Source organism: Phaeobacter sp. JH20_26, from assembly GCF_048056275.1.
Taxonomy (GTDB): Bacteria; Pseudomonadota; Alphaproteobacteria; order Rhodobacterales; family Rhodobacteraceae; genus Phaeobacter; species Phaeobacter bryozoorum.
In genome coordinates, this window is sequence record NZ_JAYMWL010000013.1 from 1272879 (window position 1) to 1292388 (window position 19510).

The following is a 19510-nucleotide window of genomic DNA, read 5'->3' on the forward strand; positions in this document are numbered from 1 at the left end:
GACGAGCGCGGGACGGTTGTGAAGATGCAAAATGATCATTTCTCAGGCTTTTCTGCTCGCCCGAAAAAGGAACGGGGGCGGATGATCATTCCGCCCCCGTTGACAGGTCTGATGGTGTGAAAACCGATCAGTCCGTTGAGAAACTCGGCAGCGCGGCTGCGGTGCTGGACGCCGGTACCGGTTGCGCCAATGCGCCGGTCAGGCCCGCAGCGGCGGCCCTGATCAGGGCGACTCGTTCCGGCTGTCCGGGTGCGAAGACCGGATCAACCCCGGCCTCCAGCGCGGAAACAGCTGTCTGATACCAGCCCTGTGCCTGCTCGCGCGATTTCGCAACACCAAAGCCCTGCGCCAGGTGATGGCCAATCAGCTCGGCATAGGGACGCTGGCCGACACCAACCATGATGAGCGCCGCTCCTAGCGCCACCTCCATATTGTCACGGCGATACCCCGAGAACAGGCAGATCCCGGCGGTATTGGACAGCTGCTCGATCGACATGTTGGATTGCAGCACAAATTTCTGCACGTCGGAAATCAAGGCGTCACTGCCCGTGGTCGCCAGTTTGGCAAGATAGGGTTGAACAGCAGGCCCAAAGGCGTCGCACTGGCTGTCGACCTGTGCCTGGCTCACTCCCTGCACCTTGGCCACAAGCGCTTCGCCGGAATTGATCGCATAGGACCGGGTCAGGCAGAACTGCTCACCCAATGCTAGCTCCGGGTCGCGCAGATTGGCAACGGTCATATAGCCACCGTTGGAACTGGTGAGCAGGCTGACCTTGCTGCAATGGCTGGTGAGCGACGCGGTGCTTGCCGCCGGTGCCGGTTGCTGGAACAGCTGAATGCCGGCCAGCCCGCCTCCGGCAGGAGCGGGTGCGGGAGCAGGCGCCGGAGCGACGGCCTGCGGCGCGGAGGCCAGCACAGTTGCTCCCGGAGCGGGTGCGGGCGCAGGGGCCGGGGTTGGCACAGCCGCCTGAACCGTGCCAGACGTCGGCTCATCCGTCATCCGGCAGACGCCCTGATGACAGGCGAAGTTTGCCGTCGTGACGCCCCGCGCCATGAAGTCATTGCGCTGATAGCCCTGCGGCGTTGAGGCAAAGACCATGACGGAGCAATGCGACGCACCGCACCAGAAGGAGCTGCCGGACACCGAGGTGTCGATCATGTAGTCGTTCTTGCCATCGCCGTTCAGATCCGCCAGCTGCATGAAACCCGAACGTTGCAACAGCTGTTCGGCGCTAGGATCGGCGCTGGCCGCGATTTCATCCACGGCCTGGCTGACTTCAAACGGCAGGCCGCCGTAGCTGCCATAACCGGCTGCACTCGCGCTGCGGGTGCCGGTCGCCTCATCCCGCCAGATCCGCAACAGCCCGCGGACGCCATTGGGACCCTGCATCGCCTTGATCACCTGCGGGCCGCCAATCTGGGCGCGGCTGTAGGACGACACCAGGAAATCCCGTTCATATTGTGTCAGCTGCCCGGTCGCCGGGAAACCCATATGCCCCTGATACTGCGCCACGGCGCTGCGGGATTTGCGCCCCATCACGCCATCGGGGGAGCCGGCGGGAAAGCCGAAGTAATTCAGCGCCGTCTGCGTTTCACGGTTCTGTGCCCGCGCGGGCGAATAGGTCCGTTTGCGGGTCACTGGCTGTTTGCGCGCGCGGTTTTTATGCGCTTCATTGACGATCACGCCGCCGATGATACTGCCGACCAGCGCCGCGCCAAGATTGTCGGCAACCGCCGGAGCAGCCCCGGAGGTCGCCAGAATTGATGCTGCCAATGTAGTTTTAAGAGATTTTGAGAACATATTACGCGTCCCCCCCATTGATGAATACACGCAATCACGGTAGCGCACGACCCATCACGCAGGCCAGAAAATTCCGCGCATTGCTCTATAGTGGTTACAAAAGTCATAACAAAGGACACCGTCGATGGTTGAATGGATCACCACCTCCGGCCTGACCGGCTATGACGAGGCCGTCACCTTCATGGAGGAGCGTGCGGCGGGTATTGCCGCAGGAACCCACGAGGAATGTATCTGGCTGGTTGAACATCCCCCGCTCTATACGGCCGGCACTTCGGCGCGGCCCGGCGATCTGACCGACCCCGACCGTTTCCCGGTCTACGCAAGCAAGCGCGGCGGACAATATACCTACCACGGACCCGGCCAGCGCGTGGTTTACGTCATGCTGGATGTCGCCAAACGGGGCCGCGATGTGCGCTGTTTCGTCCGCCAGCTGGAGCGCTGGGTGATCCTGGCGCTCGACCGGTTCAACGTGACCGGCCATATCCGCGACGGCCGTGTCGGCGTCTGGGTGGAGCGGGACGACAAACCCCTGCGGCCCAACGGAGAGAAGACCGAGGACAAGATCGCTGCAATCGGCATCCGCCTGCGCAAATGGGTGAGCTTTCACGGCATTTCGATCAACGTGGAGCCTGACCTCAGCCATTTTGACGGCATCGTCCCCTGCGGCATCACCGAATTCGGCGTTACCAGCCTCGTGGATCTGGGGTTGCCGGTCACGATGACGGATGTGGATGTGGCGCTGAAGCAATGTTTCGATGTCGCCTTTGCCACAACCGATACCTGTGCCCTCGACTAGGCGTCAGCCCCCGTTGCGGGACAGGCCGATCATGACGTCATGCGCTGACGCAGGTCGTCGATCGCTGCAAACACCAGCTCCGGCTGGGCATAGAGCAGCATGGTACCGGCGCGTTTGCTGACCCGGATCTGAAGGTTGGCGTGACCACTCCCCAGCGCGGCCTGCAATTTGTCGACCGGCGTCACGGTATCTTCTCCGCCATGCAGATAGATGGTCGGCGCGGCCTTGGCACAATGGCGCATGTCGCGCGAGCGAACCGCCAGCCGCAGATCAATTTCGTAGCCGCCGCGCCCCTGCTGCATCATCATCCTGTGGCTCTGGTCCAGAACCGCGCTCAACGCGGGGTCAGCCAGCAGTTGACGGTCCGCGCTTTCGCGGGCGATCTGGCGCGACACCAGGACCTGCGGCCCCTTTTGCCGCACGGACCGTGACCAGCTGCGCACCACAAGCGGCAGCACCGCGCTGGCATGGACCGCGCTCAGCGCTAGCGCGCGCTGATGCCCGCGCAGGGCCCTTGCATGTCCGATACTGGGCAATGGCAGTGTCGCGCCGATACAGACCACCCCGCCCAGCCGGTCACGCAGCCTGCGCCCGGCGGCGGCGGCAAACAGGCATCCGCTGCGATGCCCCATCAGGATGGGATTGACCAAACCCTCCGCGTCGATCAGCGCATCCAACTGGGTTACGAATAAATCAATCGGATCAGTCCCGCTCGGCAAACTGTCCGAGCCACCATAGCCGCAGCGCAAAGGTGCAAGACACCGCAGGCCACGCGCCCGCAACTGCGGTTGCAGCCGCTGGATCGCCGCAACCCCGTCAAAGATACCATGGACAAAGATCACCGGCTGGCCGCGCTCGGCGCCAAACTGCAAATATTGTGAAGTCAGCCCGGACGCCAGGCTCAGTACGCGTTGTGGGGGTGACGCGCGACCCGCAGCTATATCGTGATCGCGAGTCGTCTGCTGCATGAGATAGGCAAGGAACCGCAGCATCTCAGGGCAGTTTGGCGCTGCAGTTTTGCTGAGCATCTGGCCCAGAAGGGCAAGTTCAGGCCCGCGTTCGGCACCGGTCCCGATGCGCAGCTCAATCCAGTCGGCCTCAATCAACAGATGACGCAGCAGCGACATTTCCTCCGGATCAAAGCCGAACCGCAATGCCACCTGATCTGCCGCCACATCCGACCAGCCGGTCGTAAGCTGTTCCACCAGAACCGCCGGTGCCGAGGGGTCCACGGCCCGTAATCGGCCGCGCCATGCAGCCATGTCAGACGGGCGCGCGCCAGAAACACCATCGACGGCGCCCAGCCTCTCCCCGCGGCCGCCCACCGCTTGGCACATCAGCAGCCGCCCCCCCTCGCCCCGCAGCAACGTAAGTGCAGGGCGCGGGCTATCCTCATCAAAAAGCGTGTGCCACAGCGGCAGCTTGGCATCCGCAACCCCGATGGCCTGAGCGATCCAGGGCGCGGTGATGCGCCCACGACTCGGCCAGTCATCACCTGCGGCCAGAATCTCCGCCTCGCGCGATACCAGCAGCCAGTTTCTCGCACCGCAGGGAAGCACTGCCTGAAGCTCTGGCCAGGATCCATGGTTCTGCGCCGCGATCAGGCGACTCCTGAGATAGATGGCGCGGTCAAAGTGACGTCCGATCAGCGCCGCCCCGGCAAGCTCGCCTTCAGGTGACAAATGCGCCGAAAGCCCCACCCCATCAGAAGAGCCCGCAGATCCCTGCCAGGAGCTGGCAACCGCCTTACCGGCGCCAACCGGCGTCGATCCTATCAGTGCGCTCTTGGCTTTCCCGGCGACACCATCATAGCCCGCACGGATCAGCCGGTCCCGCCAGGCGACCGCATTGGACGCGCCAAGAACAGAGCCGTAGACGGCCGCTGCCACTGTCTCGTCCGACAGCCCCCTTAGATCACCACTATCCTCTGCCGTCTTACCCACGGCCCCTCCTCAGCAACATACACAGGCCAAACGCCCGTCACGTTGCAAAACCATGGCGCATCTGCGCAGGTTGGTATGAACACAACCAGCCCCGACCAATACGAGACTGCCGCAACTTTCATTTCCGGTTCCCCTTCGCCGGGCGCTGCAAAGACACCACGGGCAGGCCAGGGACAGGCCGCCATAAACATGAAACCCACATCGCTCCGCCTGGACAGCTGCGCTGCCAAGCCCCCTCCCGATATCGGTTCAGTTCTCAGTTCTTCAGGCCCTATGGCCGAGACTGCCGGGACCCTAGGATAAACGGGTCACACATATCAATATAAATTTCATCCAAAGGTAGAATAACTGGTCCGCGACTTCGCGCCTGTGCATCAGCACAGCAGCACGAGCCGCGACAGGCCAGGACAGCCCGCCGGTAATCGCTTACTCTGAGAACATGCGGCCTCTATCAGGCGGCGGCGTCCACGGCCTTGCGCATTATCTCCGCATGTGCCTGCAAAACACCCGGATCGGCCATTATGCCCGGTGGTCGCACTGTATCGCCGTCGCGACGTGGCAACACGTGGAAATGCAGATGGAACACCTCCTGCCCACCCGCAGCCTCGTTGAACTGCTGAATGGTAATCCCTTGGGCGTCAAATGCCTGCATCGCGATCCGACCGATCTTCTGCACGGTCGCCATGACCGCAGCCAGCTGGGCCGGTGATGCGTCAAGGACATTCCGGCAGGGCGTCTTGGGGATCACCAGCATGTGCCCGTCGGAGCGCGGCATGATATCCATGAACACCAGGGTGTCATTGTCTTCGTAGACTTTGTGCGCTGGCAGTTCTCCGAGCAGAATTTTTGCGAAGATATTGTCTGGATCGTACACCGCCACTATCTGCCCTCCGTAGCTATCAACGGGAACTTGCGCGGCTATCGCCCGCTGGTCAAGCACGCAAGAACCGCCCGTTCGATAAAACACGGCTAAATCCTTCCCGGACGACCCAAGGCCGGGGGGCGCTTCGCCGTGACATACGCCGGACCGCGGCGCCAAAGGATCAGAAAGGCAGCCCGAAAGGGCCTGCCCGCGACAATTATTCTTGATCCATATCAAACTCCGCCATTGAAGGCCTGTTGCCGGCGAACTAAAACGCAGGATGAGTCTAGGCCCGCCGGGGACGGTGTTTGTTGGCCTATCGTTATGCAACAGGAGGCACCTTAATGGCAGATGCAGCCATTCATGGTCACGGCCACGAAGACGAGCGCGGTTTTTTCACCCGCTGGTTCATGAGCACGAACCATAAGGATATCGGCATTCTCTACCTGATCGTTTCGGCGATCGTTGGTTTCATCTCCGTCGCGTTCACCGTTTACATGCGGCTTGAACTGATGGATCCCGGCGTTCAGTACATGTGCCTTGAAGGTGCACGTCTTTTTGCAGATGCGTCTGCGGCATGTACCCCCAATGGGCATCTGTGGAACGTTCTGATCACCGGCCACGGCATCCTGATGATGTTCTTCGTGGTTATTCCCGCGCTATTCGGCGGGTTCGGCAACTACTTCATGCCGCTACAGATCGGCGCGCCGGACATGGCGTTCCCGCGGATGAACAACCTGTCGTTCTGGATGTATGTCGCGGGCACCTCGCTGGCGGTTGCCTCGGTCCTCGCACCGGGCGGCAACGACCAGGCCGGTTCCGGCGTCGGCTGGGTTCTCTACCCGCCGCTGTCCACCAACGAAGGCGGCTTCTCCATGGACCTGGCGATCTTCGCCGTTCACGTCTCTGGTGCGTCCTCGATCCTCGGTGCGATCAACATGATCACCACCTTCCTGAACATGCGTGCCCCCGGCATGACCCTGTTCAAGGTGCCGCTGTTCTCCTGGTCGATCTTCGTCACCTCCTGGCTGATCCTGCTGTCCCTGCCAGTTCTGGCCGGCGCGATCACCATGCTGCTGATGGACCGCAACTTTGGGTTCACCTTCTTTGACCCTGCCGGCGGCGGCGACCCGATCCTGTATCAGCACATCCTGTGGTTCTTCGGCCACCCGGAAGTGTACATCGTGATCCTGCCGGGCTTTGGCATCATCTCCCACGTGATCGCGACCTTCGCCCGCAAACCGGTCTTCGGCTACCTGCCGATGGTCTGGGCGATCATCGCGATTGGTGTTCTGGGCTTTGTCGTCTGGGCGCACCACATGTACACCGTCGGCATGTCGCTGAACCAGCAGGCCTACTTCATGCTGGCCACCATGGTGATCGCGGTGCCCACAGGCGTTAAGGTGTTCTCCTGGATCGCCACCATGTGGGGCGGCTCGATCGAGTTCAAAGCACCGATGATGTTCGCCTTCGGCTTCCTGTTCCTGTTCACCGTCGGCGGTGTGACCGGTGTGGTTCTGTCGCAGGCGGCTGTCGACCGCGCCTATCACGACACCTACTATGTGGTTGCGCACTTCCACTACGTGATGTCGCTGGGTGCTGTCTTTGCGATCTTCTCCGGTGTGTACTTCTACTTCGGCAAGATGACCGGTCGTCAGTACTCCGAGCTGGGCGCCCAGATCCATTTCTGGATGTTCTTCATCGGCGCCAATCTGACCTTCTTCCCCCAGCACTTCCTGGGCCGTCAGGGCATGCCACGTCGTTACATCGACTACCCGGAAGGCTTTGCGTACTGGAACAAGATCTCGTCCTATGGCGCGTTCCTGTCCTTTGCATCGTTCCTGCTGTTCTTTGGCGTTGTGATCTACTCGCTGCTGCGCGGTGCCCGCATCACCCAGAACAACTACTGGAACGAATATGCGGATACGCTGGAGTGGACCCTGCCCTCTCCGCCGCCGGAGCACACCTTCGAAATCCTGCCCAAGCAGGAAGACTGGGATCGCTCCCATTCGCACTAAGGTGTTGATGAACTGAATGACAGACAGGCCCCGGAGCACCCGCTTCGGGGCCTTCCTTTTTGCCCGCAGCACCGACCCGGTTCCCCCCTTTTGCAGCTGCGACGCATGGCCCTGTCGAGATGCTGGACAGGCCGCTGGCGGACGCTAAATTCACGCCATGCCGTATCAATGGATCACAGCCCGAACCGACAGCAACCAAGAGCTGCACCTCTGGCCGCATCAGTCGCTGCCGCCAGAGGGCTATGTCCGCTTTCTGGGGGTGCTTGCGGCGCTGATCACCATCCCGATGATCCCCCTTTTGGGCAGTGCGGCGCTCTGGGGAGTTCTGCCCTTTGTAACAGCGACGCTGTTTGCGGTGAAATGGGCGCTGGATCGCAGTCGCCGTGACCGGCATGTGCTGGAAGTGCTGACGCTGGACTCCACCGAAGCGCATCTGGAGCGCATCAACCCGACCGGACAGCGCCAGAACTGGCGTTGTAACCGCTATTGGACACAGGTCGAACTGCATGCCGATGACGGACCCGTGCCGAATTACGTCACCCTGCGCGGCAGTGGCCGAGAGGTCGAAATCGGCGCCTTCCTGTCCGAGGAGGAACGCAAGGCGCTCTATGAGGATCTGAAGACCGCGCTGCACCGGCACAGCCCGTGACACCCCGATGCCGGAGCGCCCCGCATAACTGCGCCTTTGACTTTGGCCGGGGCGCCGCGTATCAGAGGCATATGTTCAATACGTCCGTATCCTTTTCGATCCAGTATTATCCGCTGTTTTCATAACGGCGGACGTATTCTCATTTCTTGATGTTCATCCCGCCGCGTTCCGGCGGACAGAGGCAGCATCTCACATCATCCCAACGGCAGCGCGGCACAGACTGGAGCCCGATGTCGATGTCGCTTTCCACCAGATTCCCCCGCGTTGGCCTGATTGGTTTTGGCGCCTTTGGCCAGCTGATCGCCCGTCACCTGTCGCCGCTGGTGCCGATCTGCGTGCATGATCCAGCCTCAGGCTGTGACCTGCCGCAACACCCGTCCCTGCGTTTCTGCCCGCTTGCCGAAACCGCCGCCTGCCCGCTGGTCATTCTTGCCGTCCCTGTCAGTGCGATGGAGCAGCTCTGCCACGAGATTGCACCGCTGCTCACCCCCGGCGCATTGGTGATGGATGTCGGCTCTGTCAAAATGGCGCCGGCGGAGGTGATGCTGCGGACCCTGCCGCCTGAGGTCCAGCTTCTGGGAAGCCATCCCTTGTTCGGCCCCCAAAGCGCCGCGCAGGGTCTCGCCGGTCAGAAAATCGCTCTCTGCCCCTTACGCGGCGGGCGCCCCTTGCGTCTGGCGGCGCTGCTGCGCCATGTCTTCGGGCTCGATGTCATCTGGACCACACCCGAGGCCCATGATCGCGAGCTGGCGACAGTACAGGGTCTGACCCATCTGATCGCCCAGGCGCTCAGTCAGGTTGCCCCGGGTCCCCTGCGGATGACCACAGCCAGTTTCGAACTGATGCAACAGGCCAGCCGGATGGTCGCCGGAGATGCCCCCAACGTGCAGCAGGCGATCCTGCGCGACAATCCCTTTGCCGCTGAGGTGCGCGCCACCTTCCTGCAATGCGCGGCCGACCTCGGCCAATCATCCACATACCAGCCCCGGGCAACCCCCTGGTCGGCAACCCAATGCCCAGCAAAAAGCCCGCCAAAGGTGGCGGGCTTCTGATCTGACAGCGATTGGCTCAGATCAGCGTCAGCAGTCGCCGCTGTGGCAGAGCTGATCCTTCACCAGGGGGCCGACTTTGCCGAAATCCATCTGGCCGGTGTATTTGCCCTTCAGGGCGCCCATCACCTTGCCCATGTCACGGATCGACTGCGCACCAGTATCAGCAACCGCAGCCTTGACCGCCTCGGCGATTTCGTCGTCGCTCAGCTGTTTGGGGAGGAACTCCTCAATGATAGCAATCTCACCCAGCTCGCGTTCGGCCAGGTCCAGCCGTCCGCCTTCCTCGTAGGCGCGTGCGCTTTCGTTGCGCTGCTTGGTCATCTTGCCCAGAATGGCGAGGATCTCTGCATCGCCAATTCCGCCCCCTTCACCATCGACCCGGTCGGCAATTTCACGGTCCTTGATCGCGGCATTGATCAGACGCAAGGTTGCCAGTCGGGCAGCTGCGCGGTCCTTCATGGCCTGTTTCAGGGCCATATTGACCCGAGTTCGCGTATCCATTTATCTGTCCATTCCCACGGAGTCGGAAACCGGATCTTTACCTAAAGTGGTAGTCAAGTTCAAGTTGGGGCCAGACAAATGACGTTGGGGCACCCAAACACCGTTAGATGGTGCCGGCCTCGCCCCGCAAACAGGCCCAGATCGCAGCGACGGAGGCTTGACGGCTTGGCGCACACCCCTTAGATACCCGTGAATTTTGCCCATATTGGAGAGTCGCGCCATGGCCGATACCGTCCCACCCAAGCCCACCGCATGTTTGGCACTGGCTGATGGCACCATCTTTTATGGAAACGGCTTTGGTGCCACCGGCGAAACCGTGGCAGAGCTCTGCTTCAACACGGCCATGACCGGCTATCAGGAAATCATGACCGACCCCTCCTACGCGGGGCAGATCGTGACCTTCACCTTCCCTCACATCGGCAACACCGGCGTCACCCCCGAGGATGACGAAACCGCCGATCCCGTCGCCGCAGGCATGGTGGTGAAATGGGATCCGACACAATCCTCCAACTGGCGCGCCACCGAAGAGCTGAAAACCTGGCTCACCCGCACCGGACGTATCGCCATCGGCGGCGTTGACACCCGCCGCCTGACCCGTGCGATCCGCCAGCAGGGCGCCCCGCATGTGGCCCTGGCCCATGATCCCGACGGCAATTTCGACATCGAAGCACTGATCGCCAAGGCCCGCGAATGGTCGGGCCTCGAAGGACGCGACCTGGCCAAGGACGTTACCTGCGCGCAAAGCTATCGCTGGGACGAAATGCGGTGGGCCTGGCCCGAGGGCTATACCCGTCAGGAAGACCCCAAGCACAAGGTTGTCGCCATCGACTACGGTGCCAAGCGCAATATCCTGCGCTGCCTCGCATCGGCGGGTTGTGACGTGACCGTCCTGCCGGCCTCTGCCACCGCTGATGAGGTGCTGGCCCATAACCCCGATGGTGTCTTCCTCTCCAATGGTCCCGGTGATCCCGCCGCCACTGGCGTTTATGCCGTGCCGATGATCCAGCAGATCCTCGACACCACGGATCTGCCGATGTTCGGGATCTGCCTCGGCCACCAGATGCTGGCACTGGCGCTTGGCGGCAAGACCGTCAAAATGAACCACGGCCACCACGGCGCCAACCACCCGGTGAAGGAAAATGCCACCGGCAAAGTTGAGATCACATCGATGAACCACGGGTTTGCCGTCGACGGGCAGAGCCTGCCTGACGGTGTCGAAGAGACGCATGTGTCGCTGTTCGACGGCTCCAACTGTGGCATTCGCATCTCCGATCGTCCGGTCTATTCGGTGCAGCACCACCCCGAAGCAAGCCCCGGCCCGCAGGACAGTTTCTACCTGTTCGAGCGCTTCGCCGAGGCTATGGCTGCGCGCAAATCTGCGTAAATTCAGCGGGGCTGAGATAAGCCTACGCAAAAAACACGGTTCCATGGCAAGCTTTTGCCATGGAAAACAAGGGCTTGATAAATGCGCCCCTGTAAAAACCTCTTGCTCGAATCCATGACCGCATAAACTGTGCTGTCATGGTTGAACACAACCTCAAATTCCTAGAGGCGGCACGACCCCTCATTCGGCGCGAACGCCAGACCTCCTTTGAACGGCGGCTGGTGGAAGATCACGCCGTCAGCAAGGATCACCTGATGCGGGCGCTGGTTCTGCGTCAGCATCAGCGCGCTCCGATTGATCAGATCCTTGTTTCCGAAGGATGGGCCAGTCAGGAGCAGGTTCTGGATGCGCTGTCGTCCCAGCACGGGATGCCACGGGTTGATCTGGGCGGGCATCGCCCCCAGGCGCGTCTGCTCGCGCGCAAACCCGCCCGGTTCTGGCTGCGTCGCTGTGCGCTGCCATACATGCAACTGGGGCAGACCGTGATCGTCGCGATAGCGCATCCAGCCGCCTTTGCCGAGGTGCAGCACGACCTTGCAGAAAGCTTTGACGATGTGCGGCCGGTGATCGCAAGCGAAGCGCAGATCACCGAACTGCTCAGCAGTCATTTCCGCGAGGATCTTGCCCGCGACGCCAGCGCCTCTGTACCGCTGCGCTATAGCTGCCGCACTTTGCGCCAGCCGAACTGGCTAGGCCTGCCGCTGCTGACGGGACTCGCCGGCCTTGGCCTGACCGCGACCCGGCCAAGGCTGGTTTTCACCCTGCTCTGCGGGTTGGCGCTCTTTACGCTCTTGCTGTTCATTCTGCTGAAATGTGCAGGATTCGTATCCCATTTGCAGGACCGGCGGCGGCGACGTCTGCACGAGAGCACGCAGCCTCTACCAAAGCAGCCGCCCAGCGCAGGCCCTCTACAGCTGGCGGCCACGGGACGGCGCCTGCCGCGCATGTCGGTCCTTGTCCCGCTCTACAAAGAGGCCGAAATCGGCCGCGCCCTCCTGCGACGCCTGTGCAAACTCACCTACCCGCGCAGCCTGCTCGAAGTACTGCTGGTCCTCGAAGAAGACGACGAGGTCACCCGCAACGCCATCCATTGCGCCGATTTACCCGATTGGTTCCGCGTGATCGAAGTGCCCGCCCACGGCGGCCTGACCACCAAGCCACGGGCGATGAACTACGCGCTGAACTACTGCCGGGGGGAAATTATCGGTGTTTGGGATGCCGAAGATGCCCCGGATCCCGACCAGTTGGAACAGGTCGCACGTGCCTTTGCGCAGGGCGATAACGATCTGGCCTGCCTGCAAGGCGCGCTCGACTACTACAACCCGGATCAGAACTGGATCTCGCGCTGCTTCACCCTCGAATACGCCAGCTGGTTCCGCATCGTACTGCCGGGCATCGCCCGCCTTGGGCTGGTGGTTCCGCTGGGTGGCACCACGCTGTTTATCCGCCGTAACGTTCTGGAACAGCTGGGCGGCTGGGACGCCCATAACGTGACCGAGGATGCCGATCTTGGCGTCCGCCTCAGCCGCCTTGGCTATCGCACGGAAATGCTGCCCACCACCACCTATGAGGAGGCCAACTGCCGCGCATGGCCCTGGATCAAGCAACGCTCGCGCTGGCTGAAGGGGTTCATGGTCACCTATCTGGTCCATATGCGCCGCCCCGCCGTACTGGCGCGGCAATTGGGCTGGCGCCAGTTCCTCGGCCTTCAGGCCTTCTTCCTCGGCACCGTTGGCCAGTTCCTGCTGGCGCCCTGCCTCTGGACCTTCTGGCTGATCACCCTCGGCCTTGGCCATCCCAGCGCCCCGCTGCTGCCCGCAGGCGCGCCCTATCTGGCCGCTGCCGCCCTGGTTTTCTTTGAACTCCTTGGCATCATCATCGCCGTTACAGCGGCCTTTGCCAGCGGTCGGCGATCGCTGGCGCTCTGGGCGCCCAGCATGATGCTCTATTTTCCGATGGGTGTGATTGCCGTCTACAAGGCGCTCTACGAGCTGATTTTCAAACCGTTCTTCTGGGACAAGACCGCGCACGGCCAACCTGCGAAGGCTCGCAAGCCGCTCGCCCCGAGGCTCCCGACCGGTGGCACCTAGCCCTTGCTGCGATCGCCCGCGTCCTGTTTCAGCCGGGTCATGAAGGCGACAGAAATATGATCCTTCAGCGCCCGCCCCGCCGCCTCTTCATCGCGACGCTCGATCGCGTTCACGATGGTCTTATGTTCGGCCTGCGCAATCCGGCCCCGCCCCTCCGCCGCCAGCGAGGTGGTCGCCATCAGCGCCATCGTGCGGTGGACCAGGTTCAGCTGCTGCACCAGATACCGGTTATGTGACGCCAGATGGATCTGCTCGTGAAACCGGCGGTTGGCCTTCGCAAGCTCCGTCGGATTGTCTACAAAGGCATCGTCAGAGGCGACCATCTCCTGCAGCACCCGGACCTCCTCCTCGGTAGCGTGCCGCGCCGCAAGGCTGGCCGCCAGCCCTTCCAGCTCGCGCCGCACCACATATAGCTCCGCCATCTGGTTGTGATCCAGCGAGGCAACAATCAGCGACCGGCCATCGCGCTCCAGCAGCGATTGGGTCTCCAGCCGCTGCAACGCCTCGCGGATGGGCGTGCGCGAGACACCGAACCGTTCGGCAAGGTCGCTCTCGACCAGACGGTCTCCGGGCCGGTAAACCCCGACATCAATGGCTTCAAGGATCAGCGCGTAAGCGTCGGTCTGGCTGGTGCTGCGGGTCAGGTTCATGTCGATCCTTGGGTTGTTGACCCCCGATGTCTACAGGTCCGGCCGCCGTGCAATCAACCCCGCCCCGACCACGCAGTTAAAATCAGCCCCTCGGATCGACCCGAAGACGCCACGACGATGTAGTGCACCGGCGCATGGCGACAGTTGCAATCATGCGGCGGGCGACCTAGGTCACAGGCCATGGTATCGCAATCTTTTTCTCACGTCCGCCACTGGGTGTTCGATCTCGACAACACCCTCTATCACCCCTCCGCCCGGCTGTTCGATCAGATCGAGGTCAAGATGACGGACTACGTCATGACCGCGCTTGGCGTCGACCAGCAGATGGCCAATAAGCTGCGAGATGACTACTGGCGCGAACATGGCACCACCCTTGCCGGGCTGATGGCCCATCACGATCTGGACCCGGACCCGTTCCTGATCGAGGTCCACGACATCAATTTCGATCATCTGACGCCGGACAGCCTGCTGGCCGAACGGATCCGGGATCTGCCGGGCAAGCGGATCATCTATACCAATGGCACCGCCCCCTATGCCGAGCGGGTGCTGGCGGCGCGGGGTCTTGAGGGCTGCTTTGACGAGATCTACGGGGTCGAACATGCCAATTACCGCCCCAAACCCGAACGTCAGGCCTTTGACATCATCTTTGCCAAGGCAAAGATCAACCCGACAAAAGCTGCGATGTTCGAGGACGATCCGCGCAATCTGCAGGCGCCGCATGATCTGGGGATGCGTACGGTGCATGTGGCACCAACCGCGGCGACCGGCGCGCATATTCACCACCACACGGATGATCTGACCGGGTTTCTCGGGCTGCTGTAGCCGCCTGCGGACCGCGTAAGGTGGCCCCGGCCTGCGCATCCTGTCGCACCCCCGTGGCGCGCCGCCGCACCCGACTTTTTCCGGGAGTGCTAACCTCTATATGGCAGGTATCTTTTCCGCGCAGGCCCGGCCCTTCCGCCATCAGGCTGCGCACTCCGCCACAGCCAAGGATGCCCGCCCGATGAATGACCTGACGTTCGACCACAGCCAGCACCGCACCACTGTGACCGCAGCCCCGGCCGCGGCTCCCGTGCCTGCCGACAGCCATAACAGTGGCGCCACAAAGGCGCTTCTGGCTATCCTCCTTTATGTTCTGCTCTGGGGCCTCGCTGTTGCGATCTGGGGCCTGCCCGCGCTGTTCCTCCCTGCGGTCGCCAAGACCGGCATCATGTTTGTCGTCTTGGTGATGATCACCCGTGGCTAGGGGCGCGGCGCCAATTGAACCCCGAAAAAGGCCCGGCATAAGGACAGTATGTCGCTTGTCATTCCAGCTGCCAGCGGCCTATCTCAGGACCAGTGATGAAAGGCAGGTCTGATGACTGACAGCTGTGACATTCTGATTTCGGGTGGCGGTATCGCCGGGCTCACCGCCGCCGCAACTTTTGGCGCCGCCGGGTTCCGGGTGATCTGCGTCGACCCGACTGCGCCCGTAACACTGCGCGACGAGGCCGGTGCCGATCTGCGAACCACCGCAATACTGCAACCGGCAAAGGCGCTGTTGCAGGACGCCGGGATCTGGACCCGGCTCGACGCCCACGCCGCGCCGCTGGACATCATGCGGATCATCGACGCTGGCGGGGCAGAGCCGGTGGCCCGTGTCACCAAGGATTTCAAATCCGCCGATATCTCCGATCAGCCCTTTGGCTGGAACCTGCCCAACTGGCTCCTGCGGCGGGAACTTTTGGCGCGTCTGGACGATCTGGAGACGGTGGATTTCCGTGCGGGTCTGGGCACCACCGGCCTGTTCACGCGCACGGACTCCGCCCAGGTCACCCTGAGCGATGGCACCCGGGTCACGGCCCGTCTTGTGCTCGCCTGTGACGGGCGCGACAGCCCGATGCGGCGGGCAGCGGGCATCCCTGTGCGGACCACCCGTTACGGACAGAAGGCGCTGGCCTTCGCCGTGACCCACGACCTGCCCCATCAGAATGTCTCGACCGAAATTCACCGCTCCGGCGGCCCCTTCACTCTGGTGCCGCTGCCCGATCACGACGGTCGGCCCTCCTCTGCGATTGTCTGGATGGAACGCGGCCCAAGAGCCGAGGCATTGCAGCGGATGGATCAGGCCCCGTTCGAAATCGAGATGAACCGGCGCAGCTGCGGTGTGCTGGGAGAACTGCGGCTGGCCTCCCGCCGCAGCATCTGGCCGATCATCAGCCAGTCTGCCGCCCGCATGTCGGGCGAACGCCTTGCCCTGATGGCCGAAGCCGCCCATGTGGTGCCACCAATCGGCGCCCAGGGCCTGAATATGTCGCTGGGAGATCTGCGGGTGCTGCTGGATCTGGCACAGACCCGGCCCGAGGCCCTGGGCGACGCCAGGATGCTCGAGAGCTATCACAAGGCCCGCCATGGCGACATTCTGATGCGGGTGAAGGGGATCGACCTATTGAACCGGACCTCGATGCTGTCGCCTCGCCCGCTGCGCGATTTACGCGCGTTTGGCCTGAATGCGCTCTATTCCATGGCCCCCGTACGCAAGACCCTGATGCAGATGGGGCTTGGGGTAAAATAAGGATCCGCCCCCCTGCGGGGACCGGTGCCTTCGGCGAGAGTATTTGGGGAAAGATGACAGGGCTGTCGCATCCGGGCGACGGCGGCGTCTAGCCGAGCGGGCCGGGTCGGCGCTCTTCGCTCAAGAGCACATTGGCATCCACATTGCCCACCCCGGGCAGGGTCATGATCCGGCGGCGCAGCACGCGTTCAAAATCAGCAATGTCGCGCGCCGTCACCCGCAGGCGATAGTCATACATGCCCAGCACATGTTCGACCGTCTGCACCTCCGGGATGGCAGTCACCGCACGTTCGAAATCCTCAAGCGAGACGCGCCCCTTGGTGGCCAGTTTGAGCCCCAGAAAGACCGTCACACCAAAGCCCAGCTTGCCGGCATCAAGATCCAGCTTGCGGCCCCGGATGATCCCCGTCTCCTGCAGGCGGCGGATGCGGCGCCAGGTTGCGGGCTGGCTCAGCCCCAGTTCGCGCCCCAAGGCGCCGGCCGATTGCGTGGCATCCCGTCCCAATGCGCGCAGCAGCGCGTGGTCGATGTCATCCAGAGCCATCATATCGGCAGCGCCTCGTCCGATTTGATGCGTGCCACATGCATCAGCGCCTCGATGTCGGTGATATGCGGCAGGATCAGGATCTGGCTGCGGTAAATCCCCTGATAATGTGCCATGTCCCGCGCAATCACCGAGAGCCGTACATCGACCTGGCCGAGGAAGGTCTGGATTTCCAGCACCTCCGGGATCTCACGCGCGGCGGGGATGAATTCATCAAAGGCGCGGGGATTGGTCTTGTCCAGCGTGATCCGCAGCGAAACCTCCACCTCATAGCCAAGCGCACGCCAGTCGATCACCGCCCGCTGCCCAAGGATCACGCCGGTCTCGCGCAGCTTCTCCAGCCGCCGCGACAGGCGCGAGGCGGTGAGGCCAAGGCGATCCCCCAGATCAGGCAGCGATTGTTCTGGGTCCGCCTGAAGATGGCGAAGTATGCGTCGGTCCAAGTCATCAAGCATGATTTTCATTATAATTGCATAATACACGAATGACCATTGCAATAATTTGCAGATTTTCGCGCCAGATACGCCTCTCCTTTATTGAAAACATGCCTATGCTGCATCCAAACACGAACCAAAAGGACGATGATCATGCGTGTATACTATGACCGCGATTGCGACGTTAACCTGATCAAGGACAAGAAAGTGGCCATCCTGGGCTATGGCTCTCAGGGCCACGCCCACGCGCTGAACCTGCGCGACAGCGGCGCCAAGAACCTTGTCGTCGCCCTGCGCGAAGGCTCCCCTTCCGCGAAGAAAGCCGAAGGCGAAGGCCTGCAGGTGATGGGTATCGCAGAAGCGGCGGCCTGGTGTGACGTGATCATGTTCACCATGCCCGACGAACTGCAGGCAGAAACCTACAAGAAATACGTCCACGACAACATCCGTCCGGGTGCCGCGATCGCGTTTGCCCACGGCCTGAACGTGCACTTCGGCCTGATCGAGCCGAAAGAAGGCGTCGACGTCATCATGATGGCCCCCAAAGGCCCCGGCCACACCGTGCGCGGTGAATACACCAAAGGCGGCGGCGTGCCCTGCCTGGTGGCTGTTGACACCGACGCCACCGGCAAAGCGCTGGAAATCGGCCTGTCCTATTGCTCCGCCATCGGTGGCGGCCGCTCCGGCATCATCGAGACCAACTTCCGCGAAGAATGCGAAACCGACCTGTTCGGCGAGCAGGCGGTTCTCTGCGGCGGCATCGTCGAGCTGATCCGTTGCGGGTTCGAAACTTTGGTCGAAGCCGGTTACGCACCCGAGATGGCCTATTTCGAGTGCCTGCACGAAACCAAGCTGATCGTTGACCTGATCTATGAAGGCGGCATTGCAAACATGGATTACTCGATCTCCAACACCGCAGAGTACGGCCAGTATGTCACCGGCCCGCGCATCCTGCCCTACGAGCAGACCAAAAAAGCCATGAAGGACGTGCTGACAGACATCCAGCAGGGCAAATTCGTGCGCGACTTCATGCTGGAAAACGCTGTGGGCCAGCCCACCATCAAAGCGTCGCGTCGTGCCAACGACGAGCACCAGATCGAAGTGGTCGGCGGCAAGCTGCGCGACATGATGCCTTGGATTTCCGCAGGCAAGATGGTCGACAAAGAGAAGAACTAAGGCGCCCGCGAGACTGCTCGCACACCCTAGCTCTCCGGGGCGCTCCTGTTTGGGGCGCCCTTTTTCATTTATTTCACTGAGGTGATCCGATGCCAGACTCCCCCGGTGCCGCCAATTGGGCCAAGCTGTTGTTCCTAGGTGTGATCTGGGGCGCCTCCTTCATGGCGGTGTCACTGGCGCTCAGGGGCTTTGCGCCGCTGACCATTGCCGCGCTCAGGATCTCCATCGGTGCAGCCTGTCTGCTGGCGGTTGTCTACGCCATGGGAATCGGCCTGCCCACCCTGCGCAACCGCGACGGCCGCATCATCTGGGCCTGCGCGGCTGGCATGGGGCTCTTTACCAATGCGCTGCCCTTCACCCTGCTTAGCTGGGGGCAGACTTTTGTGGCCAGCGGCTTTGCCGGGGTCTGCATGGCGGTGGTACCGCTGTTTGTGCTGCCGCTGGCGCATTTTCTGGTGCCGGGCGAGCATATGACCCTGCGCCGCAGCATCAGCTTCCTGATCGGCTTTGCCGGCGTGGTGCTGCTGATCGGGGTCGACGCCCTCCGCTCTGCCGGAACGGATTTTGAATCGCTGGCCCGCCTCGCCTGCCTTGGGGCCTCGCTCTGTTATGCCATCGGTGCGATCATCACCCGGCTCTGCCCACAGGTGAATATGCTCTCGCTCTCGGCAGCAACCCTCCTGTGCGGAGCCACAATGATGGTGCCGGCCGCGCTTTGGGTCGAAGGGCTGCCAGAGCTGCCCGCCGCCCTGCCACTGGGCGCCGTGATCTACCTCGGCCTCTTGCCCACCGCGCTCGCCCAGGTGCTGCTGGTGCAGGTCGCCCGCAGCGCAGGCCCGGCCTTCCTGTCCACCGTGAACTATCAGGTGCCGGTCTGGTCGGTGATCTTTGGTGCGGCGCTGCTGGGGGAAACCCTGCCACCGCAGCTGTTTGCCGCGCTGGCCCTGATCCTCGGCGGCCTGCTCCTCAGCCGCAGCCGCCGCCCGCGCATGGCCTGAACCGCAAATCGTTCGATAGCGGACAAAGCAATTGCGATTGACCCGGCCACTCCGTCGG

Annotated in this window: 18 protein-coding genes; 11 read left to right on the forward strand and 7 right to left on the reverse strand. The window is 62.4% G+C overall.

Annotation, left to right across the window (positions count from 1 at the left end):
- Window positions 1-127 precede the first annotated feature (127 nt).
- On the reverse strand, window positions 128-1801 hold the full coding sequence (locus VWY60_RS11920) for a peptidoglycan-binding domain-containing protein (protein ID WP_416540574.1): 1674 nt from the start codon (window positions 1799-1801) through the stop codon (window positions 128-130).
- A 124-nt stretch (window positions 1802-1925) separates the two neighbouring features.
- Here VWY60_RS11920 and lipB point away from each other — a divergent pair, with 124 nt between their 5' ends.
- The gene (lipB, locus tag VWY60_RS11925) at window positions 1926-2597 is read left to right on the forward strand and encodes a lipoyl(octanoyl) transferase LipB (protein WP_416539331.1); all 672 of its coding nucleotides are present in this window, start codon (window positions 1926-1928) and stop codon (window positions 2595-2597) included.
- A gap of 29 nt (window positions 2598-2626) precedes the next feature.
- Here lipB and VWY60_RS11930 read toward each other — a convergent pair whose 3' ends face one another.
- Window positions 2627-4540, reverse strand: a complete 1914-nt coding sequence (locus VWY60_RS11930; RefSeq protein WP_416540575.1) for an alpha/beta fold hydrolase — start codon at window positions 4538-4540, stop codon at window positions 2627-2629.
- 451 nt (window positions 4541-4991) lie between these two features.
- Window positions 4992-5420, reverse strand: coding sequence for an HIT family protein (locus tag VWY60_RS11935; protein WP_416540799.1), 429 nt, complete (start codon window positions 5418-5420; stop codon window positions 4992-4994).
- Between the two features lie 326 nt (window positions 5421-5746).
- On the opposite strand from VWY60_RS11935, the gene VWY60_RS11940 reads away from it, so the two are divergent.
- The 3 genes from VWY60_RS11940 to VWY60_RS11950 all read left to right on the forward strand — a co-directional run bounded on the left by VWY60_RS11940 (window position 5747) and on the right by VWY60_RS11950 (window position 9121).
- Window positions 5747-7420 (forward strand): cytochrome c oxidase subunit 1, encoded by a 1674-nt coding sequence (locus VWY60_RS11940; protein ID WP_340544700.1) that lies wholly within the window; start codon window positions 5747-5749, stop codon window positions 7418-7420.
- Between the two features lie 157 nt (window positions 7421-7577).
- Entirely contained in the window at window positions 7578-8069 is a 492-nt protein-coding gene (locus VWY60_RS11945) for a DUF2244 domain-containing protein (protein WP_340544699.1), read from the forward strand.
- Window positions 8070-8299: 230 nt separating this feature from the next.
- On the forward strand, window positions 8300-9121 hold the full coding sequence (locus tag VWY60_RS11950; protein WP_416592522.1) for a prephenate dehydrogenase/arogenate dehydrogenase family protein: 822 nt from the start codon (window positions 8300-8302) through the stop codon (window positions 9119-9121).
- A gap of 27 nt (window positions 9122-9148) precedes the next feature.
- Here VWY60_RS11950 and VWY60_RS11955 read toward each other — a convergent pair whose 3' ends face one another.
- Complete coding sequence (locus VWY60_RS11955; protein ID WP_260087338.1) at window positions 9149-9622, reverse strand: GatB/YqeY domain-containing protein; 474 nt, start codon at window positions 9620-9622, stop codon at window positions 9149-9151.
- Window positions 9623-9842: 220 nt separating this feature from the next.
- Between VWY60_RS11955 and carA the strand changes: the two genes are divergently transcribed.
- Both carA and VWY60_RS11965 read left to right on the forward strand, forming a co-directional pair.
- Window positions 9843-11006, forward strand: a complete 1164-nt coding sequence (gene carA, locus VWY60_RS11960; RefSeq protein ID WP_260087337.1) for a glutamine-hydrolyzing carbamoyl-phosphate synthase small subunit — start codon at window positions 9843-9845, stop codon at window positions 11004-11006.
- Window positions 11007-11143: 137 nt separating this feature from the next.
- The gene (locus VWY60_RS11965; protein WP_416540577.1) at window positions 11144-13096 is read left to right on the forward strand and encodes a glycosyltransferase; all 1953 of its coding nucleotides are present in this window, start codon (window positions 11144-11146) and stop codon (window positions 13094-13096) included.
- Here VWY60_RS11965 and VWY60_RS11970 read toward each other — a convergent pair.
- Window positions 13093-13746, reverse strand: coding sequence for a GntR family transcriptional regulator (locus tag VWY60_RS11970; protein WP_340544695.1), 654 nt, complete (start codon window positions 13744-13746; stop codon window positions 13093-13095). The two genes, VWY60_RS11965 and VWY60_RS11970, sit on opposite strands and share 4 nt — an antisense overlap.
- 180 nt (window positions 13747-13926) lie before the next feature.
- Here VWY60_RS11970 and VWY60_RS11975 point away from each other — a divergent pair, with 180 nt between their 5' ends.
- The 3 genes from VWY60_RS11975 (at window position 13927) to VWY60_RS11985 (ending at window position 16300) form a co-directional block, all read left to right on the forward strand.
- Window positions 13927-14568: a pyrimidine 5'-nucleotidase gene (locus tag VWY60_RS11975; RefSeq protein ID WP_416540578.1), complete on the forward strand. Its 642-nt coding sequence runs from the start codon at window positions 13927-13929 to the stop codon at window positions 14566-14568.
- Window positions 14569-14749: 181 nt separating this feature from the next.
- A complete protein-coding gene (locus VWY60_RS11980; RefSeq protein ID WP_340544693.1) occupies window positions 14750-14992 on the forward strand; it encodes a hypothetical protein in 243 nt (80 codons plus the stop codon).
- Between the two features lie 111 nt (window positions 14993-15103).
- The gene (locus VWY60_RS11985; RefSeq protein ID WP_340544692.1) at window positions 15104-16300 is read left to right on the forward strand and encodes a UbiH/UbiF family hydroxylase; all 1197 of its coding nucleotides are present in this window, start codon (window positions 15104-15106) and stop codon (window positions 16298-16300) included.
- 88 nt (window positions 16301-16388) lie between these two features.
- Here the strand turns inward: VWY60_RS11985 and VWY60_RS11990 are convergent, their stop codons facing one another.
- The gene (locus tag VWY60_RS11990) at window positions 16389-16847 is read right to left on the reverse strand and encodes an Lrp/AsnC family transcriptional regulator (RefSeq protein WP_340544690.1); all 459 of its coding nucleotides are present in this window, start codon (window positions 16845-16847) and stop codon (window positions 16389-16391) included.
- On the reverse strand, window positions 16844-17299 hold the full coding sequence (locus tag VWY60_RS11995; RefSeq protein ID WP_340544689.1) for an Lrp/AsnC family transcriptional regulator: 456 nt from the start codon (window positions 17297-17299) through the stop codon (window positions 16844-16846). Before VWY60_RS11995 ends, VWY60_RS11990 begins: the two co-directional genes overlap by 4 nt.
- Before the next feature lie 132 nt (window positions 17300-17431).
- Between VWY60_RS11995 and ilvC the strand changes: the two genes are divergently transcribed.
- Together ilvC and VWY60_RS12005 are read left to right on the forward strand one after the other, a co-directional pair.
- Window positions 17432-18454 (forward strand): ketol-acid reductoisomerase, encoded by a 1023-nt coding sequence (ilvC, locus tag VWY60_RS12000; protein WP_340544688.1) that lies wholly within the window; start codon window positions 17432-17434, stop codon window positions 18452-18454.
- An 89-nt stretch (window positions 18455-18543) separates the two neighbouring features.
- The gene (locus VWY60_RS12005) at window positions 18544-19452 is read left to right on the forward strand and encodes a DMT family transporter (protein ID WP_416540579.1); all 909 of its coding nucleotides are present in this window, start codon (window positions 18544-18546) and stop codon (window positions 19450-19452) included.
- Window positions 19453-19510 lie beyond the last annotated feature (58 nt).